The sequence below is a fragment of the Streptomyces sp. NPDC043176 genome (assembly GCF_056436715.1).
Window position 1 is genome coordinate 175,604 of record NZ_JBWKCA010000007.1, and the last position, 18,488, is coordinate 194,091.

Consider the following 18,488-nt stretch of genomic DNA (forward strand, 5'->3'; position numbering starts at 1 on the left):
AGGGCCCGCACACCTAGTCAACACCAGAGTCACATAGATGACTTCCCCTTGCGTGGTGAAAGAGCGTCAATCGACACCATCAGGGCCAAAAGCAGTGCCTGGCTGTCTCGAATCGGGCCTCCGGGGGCGGGGAAGGGTCGCTTCTCGGCCGAAGCTGTCAACTGTCAGTCAAATGAATGACTCCTGCATTGACTCTGCTCGCGGGGGCTATCTAGCTTGAGGCCCGCAGCTCCCGAAGGACTCCACTCCACCCATCGATCCCGAGGTGTTTCGTGTCCTTGAACATCACCCTCCTTGTCGGCGGCCGGAGCACCGAACACGATGCGTCCCTCCACGGCTACCACCACGTGCTGAGCGAATTACGCAAAGAGCCGCATCGCGTCGTGATCGACTCCGTCTGCTACGTCGACCGCACCGGCGCGGTCCACTTCTTCGACAGCGGCCCCTGGCCGGAGGACGAGAAGGACCTCCTCGCGGGGGAGGCCCTGTCCCTGGGCGCGGCCGTCGAACGCCTCGGTGCGGGCGGCTCGTTCGTCTTCTCCCTGCTGCACGGCAACGAAGGCGAGGACGGCGGCTGGCAGGGACTGGCCGAAGTCGCGGGCATCCGGGGGAACTTCGGCCCCGTGCTCGCCTCCGCGCTGGGCATGGACAAGTACCTCCAGGCCACCCTGGCGACCGCTCTGCTGCCCGGCCTGCGCGCTCCGCGCTCCGTCCTCGTCCGCGCGGACTCCTTCGACGCGCGGCGGGTCCTGCAGGAGATCGGACCCGGTTCCCTCGTGGTCAAGCCCAACCGCATGGGCGCCTCCCTGCTCACCACGTGCCTGCACGATCCGGACGAGCAGGAGCTGGCGACGGCGGTCGCGGCAGCCGCGCCGTACGACAACCAGGTCCTGGTGCAGGAGTTCGTCAGCGGCCGCGAGTACTCGTGCAGCGTCTACCGGGAGGACGGACGCTTCGTCGACCTCCCCGTGGCGGAGGTCGTGGCCCAGGGCTTCTTCGGTCACGAGGAGAAGCACGTCAAGGGGCGTGCCCGTGTCGAACTGTGCGCCGAGGACCCCACCACCAAGGCCATCCGCGACTACGCGCAGTCGCTTTTCGAAGCCACCGAGGTGGCGACCTTCGCGCGCTGCGACTTCCTCGTCAGGGACGGCGAGACGTACTTCCTCGAAATCAACACCCTGCCCGGTCTGATGTCCGGCAGCATCTTCCCGATGGCGCTGGCGGCAACCGGCCGCACCATCGCCGACCTCGTCGTCGCGGCGTCCGGGGACCAGGCGTCCCGCCCCGCACGCGACAAGGTCAAGGAATACGACATCAGCCACTGACCGGGCGATCGGACCAGCACACGCATTCGGTCACGACACTGATGGGACGGTCATGTCCGTACAGCAGAAAGAACGACTCCAGCCGATTCGCACCCGCGTCGTCCGGCTCCAGCCGCACGGCTGGCGGGGCATCCTCGTGAAGGACGAGACCCGCCAGATATCCGGGGCGTTCAAGTACCGGGGCAACGCCCACAAAGTGGCGGGGCTCGCGGCCGGAAGCACGCTCGTCACCGCCTCCACCGGGAACCACGCGTCCGGTCTCGCGGAAGCGGCCTCGGCCCGCGGTCTGCCCCTCCGGGTGTTCGTCCCCCGAACGACCCCGCTGGCCAAGCGGCAGCGGATCACCGGCGCCGGCGGCGACGTCGTCCTCGTGGACGGCGGTTACGACGACTGCGAGGTCCTCGCGCGCAGGTACGCCGACGAGCACGCCGCCGTCTTCGTGCACAGCTTCGACGATCCCGACATCATCCAGGGCCACCGAAGCCTCTACCGCGAGGTGCGCGAGGAGGCCGGCCTCCCCGACGCGGCGTTCGTGCCCGTGGGCGGGGGAGGTCTGGTGGCGGCGGGCATCGCCGAGTGGGGCGACACCGCCACCAGGATCGTGGGCGTCGAGTACGAGAGCGCCCCCGCGATGCGGATGTCCCTGCGGGCGGGACACCGGATCACGCTGGATTCCGCCCGGGGTCTGCCGGAAGGACTACTGGTCCGGCGCATCGGCGCCCGATCCTTCCAGGCCTGCAGGGACTACGGCCTCGAGGTGCGCACCGTCGACGAGACGGAACTGCACCGGGCGATGCGCATCCTGTGGGCCGAGGCCGGCATCCGGGCCGAGGGAGCGGGTGCGGCGGCGTTCGCCGCCGCGTTGCGGAACCCCGACCCCCGCAAGGTGGCACTCTGCGTGGTCTCCGGCGGCAACATCGACGATCAGACCTGGAGCGACTGCATCCTCGGCTGAGCCGGGGGAGTCTCGTCGATCAGGCCCGGTCGGCAGGATCGGCAAGACCCCCTGGACCCGTCCCCTACGGTTCCCTCACGCCCAAGGTGACGCCTCGCCGTGCGAAGAACCGGGGCAACGCCTCCCACGGCACCTCGGCGAAACGCTGCGATACGCCGGGCAGGCCGGACGGGTTGTGGATCTGGAGATGGCCGGGCGAGCAGCCGACGGCAAGGACCAGGTGCCCACCGCGGCCGGGAGGCGTGGTGTCCGGCTCCCGGATCGAGGGGTGGACGGAGAGCATCACCAGCTTGCCGTCCTCCAGATGGCCGGGGATCTCCTCGATCGGCAGCGTCCCGTGGACTTCGGCCTCGAGGTCCCACCGTCGTGCGGCGTGTTCGGCGAACGGGGCGTAGATGAGGCCGTCCACGCCGTCCTCGCGCCGGACGTACGCGCCTGCGTCCAGGAACTCCCGAGCCAGCGTCAGGAGATTCGGCGGCTTCAGGTCCCAGTACTCCAGGGCCATGCGCAGACAGGCCATACCGCAGACACGCCAGGACCAGAAGGCGTATTCCTCAGCGCTCTCCGCGCCCGAAACACGCCACGCGGGATCGTCTTCGGCCTTTACCCGGCCGGAAAGAAGTTCGGGGACAAGGTCTGCGGATTCCCATTGCGAGTAATACGGCACGTCATGCCGGACTGAAATGTTCCTCATATTCCTTCCACGTGCCGGTCATTCGCGTGGGATTCGCATCTCGAGCGGAGTGAATCAGGACGATAGCATGGCGTCCGGCGTCCATCGTCGGCGCGGGGCTGATCAAGTCACCCCTCTCCGGAATGAGTCGATGTTTTTCGGCCACGCCTGTCGACCGCCTGGCACCCGTACAAAGGAACAGTCATGAGGGTATACATCAGCGCGGACATGGAGGGCATTACCGGGCTCGTGGACGCCGAGGACGTACAGCCGCCGGGCAGGGATTACGAACGCGGTCGTCGGATGATGACCGAGGACGTCAACGCCGCCATTTCCGGGGCTCTGTCCGGTGGCGCCGCCGACATCCTGGTGAACGACGCGCACGGTCCGATGCGCAATCTGCTCCTGGAGGACCTGCATCCGCGGGCCCGTCTCATCAAGGGCCGCCCCAAACCCATGAGCATGCTGGAAGGCCTGGAGGCCGACTTCGACGCCGTGCTCTGCGTCGGCTTCCACGCCCGGGCCGGGTCACCGGGCGTCATGAGCCACAGTTTCATGGGCCACGAGATCGAGGACATGTGGCTGGACGGTCGCCCGGTGGGCGAGATCGGCCTCCTCCACGCCACGGCGGCGGCCATCGGCGTTCCCGTCGCCCTGCTGACCGGTGACGACGCCGCGTGCGCGGAGATGGCGGAGTGGGACAGCGGTGTGGCGACCGTCGCCGTCAAGACGGCGCGGGACCGGTTCGTCGCCGAACTGCGGCCCCCGGCCGAGTCGCGCGCCGCCATCCAGGCCGCCGCGCACGGCGCCGTCGCCGACCGGCCGGCCCCCTCGCGTGAGCCCGTCCCGGCGCGGAGTCCGAGGACCCTCGCGGTCCGCTGGCAGTCCGCGGCGGTGGCGACCCACCTGCTCGGCATCCCCGGCGTGACACGGAGCGACAGCAGGACCGTCGAGGCGACCGCCGAGATGCCCGACCTCTACCGGCTGCTGGGAATCTTCCTGCGGGTGGCCACGACCTTGACGAACCAGCGCCCCTACTGTTGAAAGGCCGCCGCGACCACCACGCCCGTCGGTCCGATGCGCGAAAGCGAGCAGTGTTTCGCTCCACCCCTTGTGAAGAGACCATGGACGGGTCCGTACGAGTCATGGACGAGGCATGAACTTTCCTCGTAATATGTCTGCCCTTGACGCATTCGGAGAGTCAACCCTGCCGCACCACGTCCACCGGCACGTCGACCGCCCCGCTCCGGCCCACAAGGCGACCATCGGAGCGAGACCAGGAGTCATCGAGCACACGCATGCCGCTAGGGCCACTCGATCTCGGCAGGCATCCGGGACATCCCTTCGATGCCGACAGCAGCGCCGCTGTCACTCATCGCGCCGGCGGCGCCTTGCGTACGGGTGGACCGTCGAACACCGCGGGGCATGTGACTCTCCTACCGGATCAGAGGACGTTGCATGGAGATCGAGCAGCCTGCCTTCGGGCGGCGGCTGAGAAGACTTCGTCTTGAAAGCGGACTGACGCAGGGAGATCTGGCCGGTGGGCCGGTCTCCACGAGCTACATCTCGCGCATCGAGAGCGGCAGCCGCCTGCCGTCCGCGGAGACCCTGCGCCACCTGGCCGGGAAACTCGGACTGGGCGTCGCCGAGTTGGTGGCCGACGACGGCCCCCGGGAGTCCTGGGGAGCGACCATGGCCGAGGTCTCCACGGCTCTGGCCGACAACGACCTCCCCAGGGTCATCGACCTGCTGGAGTCGCACTCGGAACCGCAGACGCGACTTCCGGAGGACTGGGCCTGGCAGGCCCTCTGGGCCCGCTCTCGCGCTCGCTGCGAAATGAAGGACCCCGTCGGACGGCGCGATGATCTGCGTCAGTTGGTGGTTCTCACCAGGAAATGGGAATCTCCCTGTCTACTCGGCAGGCTGCTCGTCGAGCTTTCCGGAGCGGAACGCAAGCTAGGAGGCATCACCGAGGCCCGCACCGCCGCCCAGGAGGCGCTGTGCCTGGTCGACGGATTCCCCTCCGGCACCCAGGCCCTCAAGGTGAGCGCCCGTCTGGCGCTCATCGCCGCGGAAACCGAGGCCGGCCTCCTGGCGCAGGCCGCCGCAAGGATTCCCGACGTCCTGCACATGGCGGCCGACGCCCCCTCGGAGCTCACCGTCCAGGCGTACTGGACGTGCTCCGGGGTGAGAATCCGGCAAGGACTCTTCCAAGAGGGCCGGAAGCTGATCGAACACGCCCTGTCCGCGATGGACAGCCGACGCGACCTGCTCGGCTGGGCGCGCCTGAGACTTGCGGCGGTGTCCCTCCAGCTGCGCTGCCCCGACCCTTCCTCTCCCGAGATCCACACCTGGCTCCAGGAAGCGGCCGACGCGCTGCGCTACGTGGGAGAACCCGGCCATCACGCCGAACTCACGGCCGTGTCGGCCCGCGTGCACCTCATGGAAGGCAGACCGGCCGAGGCCGAGACGGAAGCCGCGGCCGCGGAGGACACAGGGCTCCTCGCCTTCCACGACGGACTGCGGACGAGGCTCCTGCGGGCCGAGGCCGTCATGAGACTGGGCCGGAACGAACAGGGGATCCGGCTGGCCCGGAGCGTCGCCGAGGAAGCCGAGGCCGCCGGATATCTGGACCTGGCAGCGGAAGCGTGGAAGGCGGTAGCGGTGTCCAAAGAGCTCCCACCGGCTGTGTGATGCACCCCGCCCCCCTCTTCCGTATGCGACCGATCTTCCGGACACAACGCTGACAATCTCAGGTCGCACACCTTTCAACCTATTCACCGCACTGGGAAGTGAGAACACCGAAACCAGTCAGTGAATCATGGCGAGAACTCGCGCGGTCACCCGCGCCGACGCGCGGTCCCGCCCGGCCCCCACGCCACTCACCGAACCGCGTCGCGGTCGTGTCGAAGGGAAGCCCGTCGCGTCCATCTGCGAAGACCCGGCAGGCGTTCCCCGACGCGACCGCCATCGCGTCACAGGCGGCCGGACGTAGCAGGCGGCTTCCGGGTTGATCGGGGGATATGCCTCGTGTCTCGAACTCGCCAGCCCACGTGCCTCATCAATGCCCGGATTCCGACGCGATCGATCACGCCCTCCCCGGGGTCGGGGCCGCAGCGCTCGCCGGGCACCTCAGACCGTGCCCGCCCGCAGGTCGTCCAGGACCGTGCGGGCCGCCCGCGCCCCCGAAGCCAGCGCGCCCTGGAGGGAACCCGTCGCCCGGTGGTCCCCGCACACGTACCGGCCGGAAGCCCAACGCACCTCCCGGGACAGCGGAGTGGGGCCCGGCATGGCCGGCAGGGCGTCGGTCACCGTGACGCGGTGGACGGGCTCCCAGTCGCCCGTGTCCGTGGCGTACACCTCGCCCAAGGCACCCAGGACGGTGTCCGTGTCCGCGGGGCCGGGAGAGCCGAGCACGGAGGTCGACACCAGCGCCCGTCCGTCGGTGGAGAAGCCGGGATGGACGGCGGTGAGGACACAGGTGTTGAGGAATCTGCGCCTGGAGTCGACGACCAGCACCGGCTCGTCCAGGGGAGGCCGGGCGGTCGCGTGGTACAGCGTGGTCACGGTCCGGCCGTCCGGGACGCGAAGCCCCGGCAGCAGCTCGGCCGCGACCCGCTGTCCGACGGCGACCACGACCGTACGGGACCGCACCTCGCGCCCGTCGGCGAGGACCACGCCGTCGGACGTCAAGGCGGAGACGGTGCTTCCGGTCCTCAGGACCCGCTGCGGCAGCCGTGCGGCGAGCTGGGCGGGCACCGCGCCGATTCCCCCGGCCGGCAGACAGAGGCTGCCGCGCAACATGCTCCGCCACACCAGATGGAAGTACCGCGCCGAGGTCTCCAGCCGGTCCTCCAGGAACACCCCGGAGAGGAACGGCCGGAAGAACGTCTCCACCAGCCGCGCCGACACGCCTGCCGAGGCCAGGGCGTCGAGTGTCGTCCCGTCGGCACCGTGCCGCAGCACCGACGCCGGTGCGAGGGCGTCCCGTGCCGACAGCGCCGAGAGGGCGAGCAGATCGCGCCCGGACGCGAGCCGCCCCGGCAGCAGGTCCCGGCTCTCCTTGGGGCGACGGCTCGGATCCGTGAACCGCCGCGGCCCCCGGTCGGTGTGCACGAGCACTCCCGGCGTGAACGGCCGCAGCCGCAGCGCTTTCAGGTCCAGGCGCCGCTTCACCTGCGGATACGACGTGTTGAAGACCTGGAAGCCGCGATCCACGGTGAAACCCTTCACCCGGTCGGTACGCATCCGGCCGCCGACCACCTCGCCCGTCTCCAGGAGCAGCACCCGCAGGCCCGCCGCGCACAGGTCACCGGCGCAGGCGAGGCCGGCCGCCCCGGCGCCGACCACCACCACGTCGTACCGTGTGCCGTCCTTCGTCTCCATGCCGTCCTCTTTCCCTGGGGTTTCCTGACGAGGGGGCCGCTCGTCCGCCTGCCGCCTGCCGCCTGCCGCCTGCCGTCTGCCGCCGACCGGTGACGGAACCGGGGCCGAGGGGCCGGGCCACGAGCGGGGCCGTCGCCGCCGGGGTCCGGGAAGGACGGCCCCAGCTGGTCCCCGAAGAGCCGGTGTGCGTCCGCCATGTCCCGTCCTTCCTCGTCCGCGCGGGGTTCCGTCGCACCGTCTCCGCGCAGGCGGTCGGCCCGACCTCCGTGGCCGCGTGTCACTCCTCGCCCTTGTCCGCTGAAGGCCTCGGCCCGGTGGATCCCGTTCGACGGGTCTTTCACCCGCGGCCCGGCGTCCGGATGCGGTGGGGCTGTACGCGGTGCGGCGGGTCGGCAGGCGGTGCGGGGGCCGGCGTGCGGATGCGGCGGTCGGTGGACGGATGCGGCGGTCGGTGGACGGTGCGGGGGCCGGCGTGCGGTGCGGTGGGTCGGCACGCCGTGCGGCAGGCGATGTCACGGTTCGGCACGCGGTGCGGCGTGGTCCGCCCGCCCGCCGCGCATCCCCGCGGGACGTCGCGGGAGAACCCTCCCCGGAAGGTACGAGAGCACGCGCGGAGCGCAGGAGGTCGTGGCGATGGCCGGTGGGAAGACGCTCGTCGTCGGGGCGACAGGGATGATCGGAGGGCTCGTGGCGCGGCTGCTGGCCGAGGGAGGCGGAGCTACGGCGCTGGCGGGCCGCGACACGACCCGGCTCGCGGCCCTGTCGAGCGATACGGGCGGCGGTCCGTGGCGCGCCTTCGACGCGTACGACCTGGACCGATGCGCCGGCCTGGCGCCCTGGGCCGCCCGGGCCCTCGGGGGACTGGACGCCGTCGTCGTCACCTTCGGTGTGGCGGGATTCGGGCGCGCCGAGGACGTCACGGAGGCCGCGGCGGAGCACCTCATGACCGTGAACGCCCTCGCCCCCATGGCAGTGGTGCGGGGGGCCCTGCCGGTCCTGGGGCCCGGGAGCACCGTCGTCGCCGTGACCGGAGCCGTCGTCGACCGGCCGCTGGCCGGCGCGGCCGACTACACCGCGGCGAAGACGGCGCTCGCCGCCTGGCTGGGGATCGTGGGGCGGGAGCAGCGCCGACGTGGTGTCACGGTCGTCGACGTGCGGATGCCGCACCTGGCCGGGGGGTTCGCGGACCGGGCGGTGACCGGCTCCGCTCCCGCGCTGCCCCCGGGAGCGGAACCCCTCGACGTGGTGGAGCGGTACGTCCTGGCACCGATCCTCGACGGGGGCGGCCGGACCCCCTGAGGGCGTACCGACGCCTACGGGCCGCGGCCGCGCCGCGTACGCCGGTCCCGCAGCCGGGCCGCGGCGGCGCCGCGGACGTGGAGCCCCTCCTCCGAGGCCCTTGCGCATCGATATCCCTCATATCGATGCGCAAGCGATGCGAGTTGTGGCAGAGGGTGCGTCGGTCGGACCGTAAGGAGGGACGGGGTCGCCGAGGTCCCGGAGACGCCGCCCTCGTGGCGACGGCGAAAGACCCGGTGGACGCCCGATCCACCACCCGGAGGAGGAAGCGTCATGACCGCACACCGGAGGACCGAGGACCTCGCTCCCACCGCGACCGATGCGACCCTCACCGATGCCGCCGCCGCCATGATCGATGCGACTGCCACCGGCTTCAATGCGACTCCCGCCTCCACTCGGACGGCCGTCGCGGACACGGAGGCGGCCACCACGCCCGGGGACACGGCCGCCGACGACGCCCGGATCGCCCGCGGCCTGGCGCGAGGGGACGAGGACTGTCTCGCCGCCGCCTACCAGCGCTGGGGCCGCCTGGTGCACACGCTGGCAGCCCGGGCCCTGGGAGACCCGCGGGAGGCCGAGGACGTCGCCCAGCAGGTGTTCGTCGCCGCCTGGCGAGGCCGGGCCAACTTCCGTCCCGACCGCGGCACCCTGCCGGCCTGGCTCACCGGCATCACCCGTCGCAAGATCGCCGACGCCCTGACCGCCCGCACCCGCCGCACCGAGCTCGCGGCGACGCTCGGTGCCTCACTGGAGCACGAGGACAGGACGGACGAGGAGCCCGAGAGGATCCTCGACCGGCTGGTCGTCGCCGAGGGACTGTCCAGGCTGCCCCGCGTCCAGCGCGACGTACTGGAACTCGCCTACTTCGCCGACCTGACGCAGGTCCAGATCGCCGACCGCACCGGCATGCCGCTCGGGACGGTCAAGAGCCACGCCCGCCGCGGTCTCCAGCGCATGCGCCACAGCCTCGAACCCGCCCGCGCCGGCGTCGGCCGCTGACGGGCCGATCCGACGGAAACCCGATCACCGACCTGATCACCGACCCGTTCGCCGCTCCGTCCCGGTCCCCCACATCCGACCGGCCGGCGGCTCCGAACAACCGACAGCAGAGCGCACCGAGCGCAGGACAGCAGACGGCCGTCGCCGCACCGGCCGACGGCCGTCGCACGAGGGGTGGAGAACAATGAACGGACGAAGCATCGCGGTGGTGGGGGCGGGGGTGGCGGGTCTCACCGCGGCCCACTTCCTCTCCCGCGTACACGACGTGGTGATCTACGAGTCGGAGCACCGGCTCGGCGGCCACGCGCACACCCACGAACTGCCCTCCGCCGAAGGGGGCACCGTCCACGTCGACACCGGCTTCATCGTCCACAACGAGCGCACCTACCCCCACCTCCTCGGCCTCTTCCGCGAGTTGGGGGTCACCACGCAGGACGCGGAGATGAGCATGTCCGTCCGCTGCGACGGATGCGGCCTGGAGTACGCCGGCGCGCGGGGCCTCCGCGGCCTCCTCGCGGGCGGCAACGCACGTCGGCCCCGGCACCTGCTGATGCTCGCCGACGTCCCGCGGTTCCACCGCGCCGCGCGCGGCCTGCTGGCCGCCGACGACATGACCCTCACCCTCGGCGGATTCCTCCGCGCCCACCGCTTCTCCGCGCACTTCGCCAGCCACTTCGCGATCCCCCTCGTCTCCGCCGTCTGGTCCTGCGCCCCCGACACCGCCCTGCGCTACCCCGCCGTCTACCTCTTCCGCTTCCTCGACCACCACGGACTCCTCTCCGTGACCGGCTCCCCCCAGTGGAAGACCGTCACCGGCGGTTCCGCGGCGTACGTCGGACGCGTCGCCAAGTCGATCGCCTCCGTACGGACCGCGACCCCGGTGAGGGCCGTGATCCGCGGCAGCGACCGCGCCACGGTCGTCACCGCCGACGGCGAGTCCGCGGAGCACGCCGCCGTCGTGATCGCCGTCCACCCCGACCAGGCCCTACGGCTCCTCGCCGACCCCACCGAACGGGAACGCCGTGTCCTCGGCGCCTTCACCTACTCCCTCAACCCCACCGTCCTGCACCGCGACACGAGCGTCCTGCCGCGTTCGCCGCACGCCCGCGCCTCCTGGAACTACCTGATGCCTTCCTGTACGGCCCGCCCGGGCGCGGTCCAGGTCAGCTACGACATGAACCGGCTCCAGCGACTCCGCACCGACGAACCGCACATCGTCACCCTCAACCCCGGCGACCGCGTCGACGACTCGACCGTCCTGGCCCGCATGACGTACGAACACCCCGTCTACACCCCGGAGTCCGTGGCCGCCCAGCGCCTCCTGCCGACGCTCCGCACCCCCGTCACCGCGTACGCGGGCGCGTACCACGGCTGGGGCTTCCACGAAGACGGCTGCCGCTCCGGCGTCGAGGCCGCCCGCCACCTGGGAGCCCCGCGATGAAAGCCGACCGCACCGGCCTCGTACGAGACCGAGACCGAGACCGCACGCCACCCGGGAGCGCCCCGGTGACTCCCGCCGCCGTACCGGCCCTGTACGAGACCGAGATCGCCCACACCCGCGTCACCCCGGTCCGCCACTCCCTGCGCCACCGCACCTACATGTGGCTGGTCGACCTCGACGACCTGCCCGTCCTGCCCCGTCCGCTGCGCCCCCTCGCCCGCTTCGACCCCGCCGACCACTTCGACGGGGACGCTCCCACCCTGCGGGCCGGCCTCGACGCCTGCCTCGCCGCCCACGGCGAGCGGAAGGCGGACGGGCGGGTCCTGATGCTGGCCCACGCGCGCGTGCTGGGCCACGTGTTCAACCCGCTCACCCTGTACTGGTGCCACGACCGCGCCGGCCACCCGGTCTGCGTCGTCGCCGAGGTGCACAACACGTACGGCGGACGCCACGCGTACCTGCTGCACCCCGACGCGCAGGGCCGCGCCGAGACGGCCAAGGAGTTCTACGTGTCCCCGTTCCTCGACGTCGAGGGCGCCTACCGCATGCGCCTGCCGCTCCCCGGAGACCGTCTCGACCTGACCGTCCAGCTCCGCCACACGGACGGCTCCCGCCCCCTGACGGCCACGGTCCGCGGCGCCCGGCGGCCGGCCGGTCCCCGCGCCCTGCTCGCGGCCGCGCTGCGCCACCCCTGGTCGACCGCCGCCGTCTCCTTCGGCATCCGCCGCCACGGCGTCCGCCTCTACCTCAAGGGCCTTCCCGTCCGGCCCCGCGCCGCCGGGACCCCTCCGACCGTCTCCACCCAGCAGGAAGGCACCCCGTGACCCTCTCGCCTCTCCCGTCCGCCGTGTGCGCCGGCAGCGACCCGGTCGACCCGGTCGACCCGCACCGCTGGCCCGAGGTCGCCCGGCTGCCGCGTGCCTCCGCCGCACGCACCGCCGTCGCCCGCCTGCTCGTGGAGCGTGCCTTCGACCGGTTGCCCCTGCGGATACGAGCGGCCCGGAGCACCCCGGTCGGGGCCCCGCGAACCGGCGACGACGGCTCCGTACCGTCGCTCACGCTCCACGACCCGGACGCCTTCCACCGCCGGATCGGCGCCGACGGACTGATCGGCTTCGGCGAGTCGTACATGGCCGGAGAGTGGGACGCGGACGACCTCGTCGGCGTCCTCACCGTCCTCGCCCGCCACGTCGACGACCTCGTCCCCGCCCCGCTGCGCCGGCTGCGCGGAGCCTGGGTCCGGCGCAGGCCCGAGGCCGACCTCAACACCCCCGACGGGGCCCGTGAGAACATCCACCGTCACTACGACCTCTCCAACGAACTCTTCGCCCTCTTCCTCGACCCCGGCCTCAGCTACTCCTCGGCGGTCTTCGACCCCCTTCCGCACGCCGCGGAAGTGCTCCCCGACGCGGTCTTCACCGCTGCCCAGCACCGCAAGATCGACCTGCTCCTCGACCTGGCGGGGACCGGCCCGGGCACCGAACTGCTGGAGATCGGCACCGGCTGGGGCGAACTCGCGATCCGCGCCGCCGACCGCGGGGCCCGCGTCCGGACCGTCACCCTCTCCGAGGAACAGCTCGTGCTCGCCCGCCGTCGTGTCGCCCAGGCCGGCGTCGCCGACCGGGTCAGCGTCGAACTGCTCGACTACCGGCACGTCCAGGGCCGTTACGACGCCGTCGTGAGCGTGGAGATGATCGAGGCCGTCGGCGCCGACTTCTGGCCCGACTACTTCACCTCGCTCCGCCGCCTGCTCGCCCCCGGCGGCCGCGTCGCGCTCCAGGCCATCACCATGCCGCACGAACGGATGCTCGCCACCGCCCGCACCCACACATGGATCAGCAAGTACGTCTTCCCCGGCGGCCTGATCCCCTCCCCGGAGGCCATCGCCCGCGAGAGCGCCGCCGCCGGACTGCGCGTCACCCACGACACGGGATACGGCGACCACTACGCCGAGACCCTCCGCCAGTGGCGGGCCCGCTTCCGCCACGAGGAGTCCGCCGTGGCCGCGCTCGGCTTCGACCGCGTCTTCCGGCGCATGTGGGACTTCTACCTCGCCTACTCCGAGGCCGGATTCCGCTCCGGGTACCTCGACGTCCGCCAGCTCCGGCTCACCGCCACCGACCAGGAGACGGCCTCATGAACCCCGCTCACCCCGACCGGTCCGGCCACCCGGACCTGTCCGCCCACCTCGACCGGTCCACTCACCTCGACCGGTCCGCCCATCCCGACCGGTCCGCCCGACCCCGGGGCGCGGCCACGTCGGCCGTCCCGCCCCGCGCGCCGGGGAGCCGGCGCGAGGAGGCGTCATGAGCGTCGTCGACGCCGGAGCCCTCGGCCTCGTCCTCGCGTCCTCGGCGGCCACCGCGCTCGCCGTCATGCTGGTGACCTTCGCGATCGGCACCGCCAGGCGACTGCACCGGCTCGTGGACGTCGCCTGGGGGATCGCCTTCGCGGCGGTCGCGATCGTGGCCTGGTCCCTGGCGGCCGGGTACGGCGACGACGTCCGGCGGACCGTCGTCGCGCTCGCCACCGTCATCTGGGGGCTGCGGCTCGCGGTCCACATCGGCCGACGGGGACGCGGCCACGGCGAGGATCCCCGCTACGCCCGGATGCTCGCCCGGGCCCACGGCAACCCGACCCTCTACGCCCTCTGGAAGGTCTACGGCCTCCAGGGTGCCCTCGTCTGGCTGGTCTCCCTCCCCGTCCAGGTCGCGGTCCTGCTGCCCCGGCCCCTGGAGGCGACCGCGTGCCTCGGTCTCGCGGTGTGGGCCGCCGGCCTCGCCTTCGAGGCGGTCGGGGACCACCAGCTGGCCCGGTTCAAGGCGGACCCCGCGAACAAGGGACGCGTCATGGACCAGGGGCTGTGGAGCTGGACCCGGCACCCCAACTACTTCGGCGACTTCCTCGTCTGGTGGGGCCTGTACCTGACGGCCTGCGCCACCTGGCAGACCGCCGCGCTCACCCTGATCTCGCCGCTCGTCATGAGCGCCCTGCTCGTCTGGGGCAGCGGCAAACGGCTCTTGGAGGCCCACATGGCCGACCGGCCGGGGTACGCGGCCTACCGGGCGCGCACGAGCGGCTTCGTCCCCCGGCCACCGCGCGGCCGTCCGACGAGCCGGTCCCGTGCGTGAACCGACGAGTCGGCCCCGCGGGTGGAGCGGCGAACCGGCCTCGTGCCCGAGGGCGCTCAGACGTACGCGAGGGGGCTCAGGCTCCCGGGCCGCCGGCCGGCTCGTCGTACCCGGCAGACTCCTCGTACAGCCGGGAGATGAGGCCGAGCGCCGCGCGCAGCCCCTCGGGTCGCGCCATGCCCGGGCCCGGCGGCCGGCCGCGCCAGCCGGGGCCCGCGAGCAGGACCAGGGGAGCGGTGCGCGCACCTCGTACCCCGAAGGCCGTCCCCGCGACGTGCCGCGCCAGCGCGTGGTCGGCGGTGGACCGGGCCTGGGACCAGAGGACGACGGAGCCGGGACCGGACCGCCGCACCGCCGCGTCCAGGGCCTCGGCGGGCACGGCCGCGCCGAACATCCTCGTCGGTATCCCCCGCTCCGCCAGGCCTGCGGCGAGCGCCTCCAGGGGCAGCGTGTGCTGTTCCGCCGGGACGCAGGCGAGGACGACCGGAGGGGCCGGGGAGGCGGCCGCCGGGCCGGTGACGGCGGCCCGCCGCAGTGCGGTGGAGATGTGCCAGGAGAGCAGGTGCTCCACCTCGACGTAGCGGTCGTCGGACGATTCCCACTTCCGGCCCACCGCGTGCAGCGTCGGAGACATGATCTCCTCCCAGGCGGTGACCAGTCCGTACTCCGTGAGCACGGTCTCGAGCAGGCGTTCCATCGCCGGGCCGTCGAGCCGCACGGCGGCGCGGGCGAGCCCGCGGCACTCCTGGCGCACGTCACCGAGCGGCAGCCCGCTGCCCGCCGCGGTACGACGCTCCGGCGAGGGCGCCCCGAGGGACGCGACCGACTCGACGGCCGCCGGGGCCGCGGGGACACCGAGGGCCACCGGAGCCGCGGGGACGCCGAAGGCCCCCGGGGCAGTGGGAACACCGACGCCCGCCGGGACCTCGGGGACGCCGCCGGCCGCCGGGTCCGCGGAGTCGGCGGCGGGCACATCGCCTCCGGCCGTCGCCGCGGACCGCACGTCCAGTGCCGCGCGCGCCGCCTCGGCGGGCGGCACGCCGGCGGCCGTGAGACGGCACATCTCCTCCAGCATCGAGATGTCCGCGGGACTCCACCGCCGGTGCCGCCCGCCGGCGCGGACGGCGGGACCGATCCCGTACCGCCGGTCCCAGGAACGCACGGTGGTGGGGGAGACCCCCAGCCGCCGGGCCACGGCGCCGGTGGTGATCCCGTGGACGGTCTCGTACATGCTCACCACCTTACGATGCGAAAACGATGCGAGCTGAGGGCCGCCGCGCCGCGCCGCACGGCACGGTCAGGACCGTCACGCCTCGGCGGCCGACGGAAGACGGGTGACCACCTCGTCCGCCAGCCGCTCGAACTCTCCGCGGAGGAACGGGGAGGCCAGCCGGGCCCACCCCTTGAACCGCAGCGAAGCGCGGTACGTCAGCCGCGTGGCCGTTCCCTCCGCGGCGAACCGGAGGTCGTCCCGCGCGGTCACCGTCCTGTTCTCCCCGACGAACACCAGCCGGGCGGACTCACGCACGACGAGCTCGTACCGCAGGTCCGTCGTGCGGCCCCGGAACCGCGACGTGTTGCGCCACCGCGCACCCCGGCGCACCGGCCCGTCGTCGAGCCGGACGCAGCGGACGGTGCCGGGATCCCATTCCTCGGCGCGGCCGAAGTCCTCCAGGTACGCCACGACCTCGGCCAAGGGCCGACGCACCATGATCACCCGCTCCACACTGATCACCGCAACGGCCTCCCTCGTGTGCCTCCACCGGCACAGGCGACGCCGGCCGGTCGCCTGGGTTTCCGTCTCGGCGGCCGAACCGGATGCACCGGGGGCGGGCGATCGTCGAGCGCACCGTTCCCGACGGTCGAGGCGGTCGAGGCGGTTACCAAGACCACCGACGAGGCCGCCGACGCCATGGGCGCCGCCGAGCACCCCGGCATCGTCCTGATCGACACCAGCGAGCTGCTGCGCACCCTGTGCACGGACGTCGACTGCGCGACCGCGCGGACCCTCGACCCGGTCGGCGAGCGCTGGACCCTGTTGTTCATCCGCGACGTCCAGCAGTTCGGTGAGGCAGCGCGCCTGATCGTCCTCGTCCGGGACCGCGCCCCGCGCACCTGCCAGGCCATGCCGCCCCGCTCTCCCGCGCCCCGGTACGCGCAGCTTCCGAACTCGGTCACCGCGACGGGCTTGCCGTGGGCGAGGTGCCCACGCAGTTCGTCCCGGAAGCCGTCGGCGTTGTACGCGGCCCGGTAGGCGTCGACGCCGACGAGGTCGAACACGCCCCGGTCGACGAACCCCCAGGGAGCGGAGGCGTAGGTGACCCGGCCGCCGAAGTGCGTCCGGACGGCGCGGGGACGGAACGGCGGGAGCCCCCGGGCGTCCGGCTACAGCCAGGGCCGTCGTCCCGGCCCGGTCGGGTGCGTGCCGGTGACGGCCATGACCACCGAGTACAGGCTGGTCTCCGCCGCGATGAGGAGACGGTTGCGCTTGGCGCCGCCCCAGGAGATGTTGGCGACCGCCTCGGGGACGTTCAGGCGGCCGATCAGGGTGCCGTCGGGGTCGTAGCAGTGCACGCCGTCGTCCATCGCGGCGACCCAGAGCCGACCGCCTTCGTCGAAGCGGAGGTTGTCGAAGCGGGCCTTCTCGCGGGCCCCGGCCTCGGCGAAGACCCTGCCCTCGGACAGGGTGCCCCCGTCGCGTACGTCGAAGACCCGGATGAAGCCCGCGCGGGTGTCGGAGACGTACAACTGTCGCTCGTCGTGCGAGAAGACCAGCCCGTTCGGCGCGCCGAAGCAGTCCGCGACCAGGCGCACCTCGCCGGTGGCCGGGTCGATCCGGTAGACGTTGCCGGAGCCGATCTCGCTCTCGGCGCGGTAGCCCTCGTAGTCGCTGGTGATGCCGAAGTCGGGGTCGGAGAACCAGATCGAACCGTCGGACTTCACGGCCGCGTCGTTCGGGCTGTTCAGCCGCTTGTCCTGCCACCGGTCGGCCAGCACGGTGACGGTGCCGTCGTGTTCGGTCCGGGTCACCCGGCGGTTGCCCTGCTCGCAGGTGACCAACCGGCCTTCGCGGTCGAGGGTGTTGCCGTTGGTGTGTCCGGCGGAACGGCGGAAGACACCGACCGAGCCGGTCTCCTCGTCCCACCGCAGCATCCGGTCGTTGGGGATGTCGCTCCAGACCACCTGGCGCCAGGCCGGCAGGTAGATCGGGCCCTCGGCCCAACGGCAGCCGGTGTACAGGACCTCCAGCGCGTCATCGCCGTTCATGCACCGCCCGGTACGGAACCGGTCGTCAAGCATCTCGTACAGCCCGGGGCGCTCGCTGCTCATAGGGATCCGCTCCTCACGAAGGACATCGCGCACCGAATGTGAATCGGTCTGAAATGAACATTGCAAGATGAGATATGGTCCACGCAAGAAGATTCCGAATGGAGAGTTGTGGATCACATCGATCGACTCCTGCTGGCCCAGCTCCAACAGGACGCCACCCAGTCCTATGCCGCGCTCGCCCGGGCCGTCGGCCTGTCAGCCGGTGCCGTCCACGAGCGGGTGCGGAAGCTGCGGGAGCGCGGCGTCATCCGGCGCACCGCCGTCGAGGTGGACCCGGCCGCCGTCGGCAGCGCCGTCCTGGCCTACGTGATGGTCGACTCGACGTCCTGGATGGGTGATTCGGCGCGGGACTTCGCCGCGCTCCCGGAGATCCTGGAGGCACACGTCATCGCCGGCAGCGCCTCGGTGCTGGTGAAGGTCAGGACCGCGACCACCGAGCAGCTGCAGGACGTGCTGCGCCGGATCTACGCCATCGACGGCGTCAGCGGAACGCAGGCGACGGTGGTCCTGGAGACCTTCTTCGAGCGGCCGCTCTCGCCGCTGACCGCCGATCAGACGTGATCACGGCCCGCCCCGCCGCCTCCCCGGCCGGTACGACGAAGCCGACAGAACTCGTGATCTTCGACTGTGACGGCGTCCTGGCCGGCACCGAACGCCTCGCCGTACGCCTCCAGGTCGCGCTCGGAGCGGAGCTTGGCCGTCGCGGCGGCACGCGCGGCCGGGATGCGGGCCTTCGGCTACGCCGGAGGCCCCACGCCCGCCGAACGACTCGAAGGCCCGGACACCGTCGTCTTCGACGACATGCGGGAACTGCCGGCCTTGCTCGCCGGGCGGTGACACCCGATCGGGCCGCTCGGCCGCGTACCCGCGCCCCGCTGGGGGCTCGCGCTCTGCGCCGCCGCGCGTGACGGTGCCCGAAGCGCCCCGGCGGCGATCGCCGCCGGGGCTG

Annotated in this window: 18 protein-coding genes and 1 pseudogene; 14 read left to right on the top strand and 5 right to left on the bottom strand. The window is 72.3% G+C overall.

Annotation, left to right across the window (positions count from 1 at the left end; genetic code table 11):
* Positions 1–278: 278 nt before the first annotated feature.
* Both AC067A_RS14235 and AC067A_RS14240 read left to right on the top strand, forming a co-directional pair.
* Positions 279–1,325: a D-alanine--D-alanine ligase family protein gene (locus AC067A_RS14235; RefSeq protein ID WP_478619185.1), complete on the top strand. Its 1,047-nt coding sequence runs from the start codon at positions 279–281 to the stop codon at positions 1,323–1,325.
* Between the two features lie 52 nt (positions 1,326–1,377).
* The gene (locus AC067A_RS14240) at positions 1,378–2,280 is read left to right on the top strand and encodes a threonine ammonia-lyase (protein ID WP_478619187.1); all 903 of its coding nucleotides are present in this window, start codon (positions 1,378–1,380) and stop codon (positions 2,278–2,280) included.
* 64 nt (positions 2,281–2,344) lie between these two features.
* On the opposite strand, the gene AC067A_RS14245 is transcribed toward AC067A_RS14240, so the two are convergent.
* Positions 2,345–2,974, bottom strand: coding sequence for a C39 family peptidase (locus AC067A_RS14245; RefSeq protein WP_478619190.1), 630 nt, complete (start codon positions 2,972–2,974; stop codon positions 2,345–2,347).
* A 183-nt stretch (positions 2,975–3,157) separates the two neighbouring features.
* On the opposite strand from AC067A_RS14245, the gene AC067A_RS14250 reads away from it, so the two are divergent.
* A complete protein-coding gene (locus AC067A_RS14250; protein WP_478619192.1) occupies positions 3,158–3,997 on the top strand; it encodes a M55 family metallopeptidase in 840 nt (279 codons plus the stop codon).
* Positions 3,998–4,411: 414 nt separating this feature from the next.
* The gene (locus AC067A_RS14255; RefSeq protein WP_478619195.1) at positions 4,412–5,647 is read left to right on the top strand and encodes a helix-turn-helix domain-containing protein; all 1,236 of its coding nucleotides are present in this window, start codon (positions 4,412–4,414) and stop codon (positions 5,645–5,647) included.
* Positions 5,648–6,085: 438 nt separating this feature from the next.
* On the opposite strand, the gene AC067A_RS14260 is transcribed toward AC067A_RS14255, so the two are convergent.
* Positions 6,086–7,339 carry an NAD(P)/FAD-dependent oxidoreductase gene (locus AC067A_RS14260; protein ID WP_478619198.1) on the bottom strand — a complete coding sequence of 418 codons (1,254 nt, stop codon included), beginning with the start codon at positions 7,337–7,339 and terminating at the stop codon, positions 6,086–6,088.
* Between the two features lie 633 nt (positions 7,340–7,972).
* Here AC067A_RS14260 and AC067A_RS14265 point away from each other — a divergent pair.
* The 7 genes from AC067A_RS14265 to AC067A_RS14295 all read left to right on the top strand — a co-directional run bounded on the left by AC067A_RS14265 (position 7,973) and on the right by AC067A_RS14295 (position 14,209).
* Positions 7,973–8,638 (top strand): SDR family NAD(P)-dependent oxidoreductase, encoded by a 666-nt coding sequence (locus AC067A_RS14265; protein WP_478619201.1) that lies wholly within the window; start codon positions 7,973–7,975, stop codon positions 8,636–8,638.
* A gap of 273 nt (positions 8,639–8,911) precedes the next feature.
* Entirely contained in the window at positions 8,912–9,637 is a 726-nt protein-coding gene (locus AC067A_RS14270) for a sigma-70 family RNA polymerase sigma factor (RefSeq protein WP_478619204.1), read from the top strand.
* A 184-nt stretch (positions 9,638–9,821) separates the two neighbouring features.
* The gene (locus AC067A_RS14275) at positions 9,822–11,078 is read left to right on the top strand and encodes an NAD(P)/FAD-dependent oxidoreductase (RefSeq protein ID WP_478619207.1); all 1,257 of its coding nucleotides are present in this window, start codon (positions 9,822–9,824) and stop codon (positions 11,076–11,078) included.
* A 65-nt stretch (positions 11,079–11,143) separates the two neighbouring features.
* Entirely contained in the window at positions 11,144–11,902 is a 759-nt protein-coding gene (locus AC067A_RS14280) for a DUF1365 domain-containing protein (protein WP_478619210.1), read from the top strand.
* Positions 11,899–13,218 carry a class I SAM-dependent methyltransferase gene (locus tag AC067A_RS14285; protein ID WP_478619213.1) on the top strand — a complete coding sequence of 440 codons (1,320 nt, stop codon included), beginning with the start codon at positions 11,899–11,901 and terminating at the stop codon, positions 13,216–13,218. The genes AC067A_RS14280 and AC067A_RS14285 overlap by 4 nt, the downstream gene beginning before the upstream one ends.
* Positions 13,215–13,388, top strand: coding sequence for a hypothetical protein (locus AC067A_RS14290; RefSeq protein WP_478619216.1), 174 nt, complete (start codon positions 13,215–13,217; stop codon positions 13,386–13,388). Before AC067A_RS14285 ends, AC067A_RS14290 begins: the two co-directional genes overlap by 4 nt.
* Positions 13,385–14,209, top strand: coding sequence for a DUF1295 domain-containing protein (locus AC067A_RS14295; protein ID WP_478619219.1), 825 nt, complete (start codon positions 13,385–13,387; stop codon positions 14,207–14,209). The genes AC067A_RS14290 and AC067A_RS14295 overlap by 4 nt, the downstream gene beginning before the upstream one ends.
* Positions 14,210–14,285: 76 nt before the next feature.
* Here AC067A_RS14295 and AC067A_RS14300 read toward each other — a convergent pair whose 3' ends face one another.
* Positions 14,286–15,440 carry a MerR family transcriptional regulator gene (locus AC067A_RS14300; protein WP_478619221.1) on the bottom strand — a complete coding sequence of 385 codons (1,155 nt, stop codon included), beginning with the start codon at positions 15,438–15,440 and terminating at the stop codon, positions 14,286–14,288.
* A 75-nt stretch (positions 15,441–15,515) separates the two neighbouring features.
* The gene (locus AC067A_RS14305; RefSeq protein WP_478619224.1) at positions 15,516–15,944 is read right to left on the bottom strand and encodes an SRPBCC family protein; all 429 of its coding nucleotides are present in this window, start codon (positions 15,942–15,944) and stop codon (positions 15,516–15,518) included.
* A gap of 177 nt (positions 15,945–16,121) precedes the next feature.
* On the opposite strand from AC067A_RS14305, the gene AC067A_RS14310 reads away from it, so the two are divergent.
* The gene (locus tag AC067A_RS14310) at positions 16,122–16,463 is read left to right on the top strand and encodes a hypothetical protein (RefSeq protein WP_478619226.1); all 342 of its coding nucleotides are present in this window, start codon (positions 16,122–16,124) and stop codon (positions 16,461–16,463) included.
* A 131-nt stretch (positions 16,464–16,594) separates the two neighbouring features.
* Here the strand turns inward: AC067A_RS14310 and AC067A_RS14315 are convergent, their stop codons facing one another.
* Complete coding sequence (locus tag AC067A_RS14315) at positions 16,595–17,539, bottom strand: SMP-30/gluconolactonase/LRE family protein (protein ID WP_478619229.1); 945 nt, start codon at positions 17,537–17,539, stop codon at positions 16,595–16,597.
* A 108-nt stretch (positions 17,540–17,647) separates the two neighbouring features.
* Between AC067A_RS14315 and AC067A_RS14320 the strand changes: the two genes are divergently transcribed.
* Both AC067A_RS14320 and AC067A_RS14325 read left to right on the top strand, forming a co-directional pair.
* Positions 17,648–18,100: an Lrp/AsnC family transcriptional regulator gene (locus AC067A_RS14320; protein ID WP_478619231.1), complete on the top strand. Its 453-nt coding sequence runs from the start codon at positions 17,648–17,650 to the stop codon at positions 18,098–18,100.
* A gap of 141 nt (positions 18,101–18,241) precedes the next feature.
* Positions 18,242–18,376: pseudogene (locus AC067A_RS14325) on the top strand (HAD family hydrolase); the annotation flags it as partial.
* Between the last annotated feature and the right edge of the window lie 112 nt (positions 18,377–18,488).

Excerpts from the sequence above, each read along its gene's own strand:
- AC067A_RS14275 (WP_478619207.1), top strand. The coding sequence starts at position 9,822 with ATGAACGGACGAAGCATCGCGGTGGTGGGGGCGGGGGTGGCGGGTCTC.
- AC067A_RS14260 (WP_478619198.1), bottom strand. The coding sequence starts at position 7,339 with ATGGAGACGAAGGACGGCACACGGTACGACGTGGTGGTGGTCGGCGCC.
- AC067A_RS14245 (WP_478619190.1), bottom strand. The coding sequence starts at position 2,974 with ATGAGGAACATTTCAGTCCGGCATGACGTGCCGTATTACTCGCAATGG.
- AC067A_RS14300 (WP_478619221.1), bottom strand. The coding sequence starts at position 15,440 with ATGTACGAGACCGTCCACGGGATCACCACCGGCGCCGTGGCCCGGCGG.
- AC067A_RS14295 (WP_478619219.1), top strand. The coding sequence starts at position 13,385 with ATGAGCGTCGTCGACGCCGGAGCCCTCGGCCTCGTCCTCGCGTCCTCG.
- AC067A_RS14265 (WP_478619201.1), top strand. The coding sequence starts at position 7,973 with ATGGCCGGTGGGAAGACGCTCGTCGTCGGGGCGACAGGGATGATCGGA.
- AC067A_RS14310 (WP_478619226.1), top strand. The coding sequence starts at position 16,122 with ATGGGCGCCGCCGAGCACCCCGGCATCGTCCTGATCGACACCAGCGAG.
- AC067A_RS14270 (WP_478619204.1), top strand. The coding sequence starts at position 8,912 with ATGACCGCACACCGGAGGACCGAGGACCTCGCTCCCACCGCGACCGAT.
- AC067A_RS14315 (WP_478619229.1), bottom strand. The coding sequence starts at position 17,539 with ATGAGCAGCGAGCGCCCCGGGCTGTACGAGATGCTTGACGACCGGTTC.
- AC067A_RS14290 (WP_478619216.1), top strand. The coding sequence starts at position 13,215 with ATGAACCCCGCTCACCCCGACCGGTCCGGCCACCCGGACCTGTCCGCC.
- AC067A_RS14240 (WP_478619187.1), top strand. The coding sequence starts at position 1,378 with ATGTCCGTACAGCAGAAAGAACGACTCCAGCCGATTCGCACCCGCGTC.
- AC067A_RS14250 (WP_478619192.1), top strand. The coding sequence starts at position 3,158 with ATGAGGGTATACATCAGCGCGGACATGGAGGGCATTACCGGGCTCGTG.
- AC067A_RS14255 (WP_478619195.1), top strand. The coding sequence starts at position 4,412 with ATGGAGATCGAGCAGCCTGCCTTCGGGCGGCGGCTGAGAAGACTTCGT.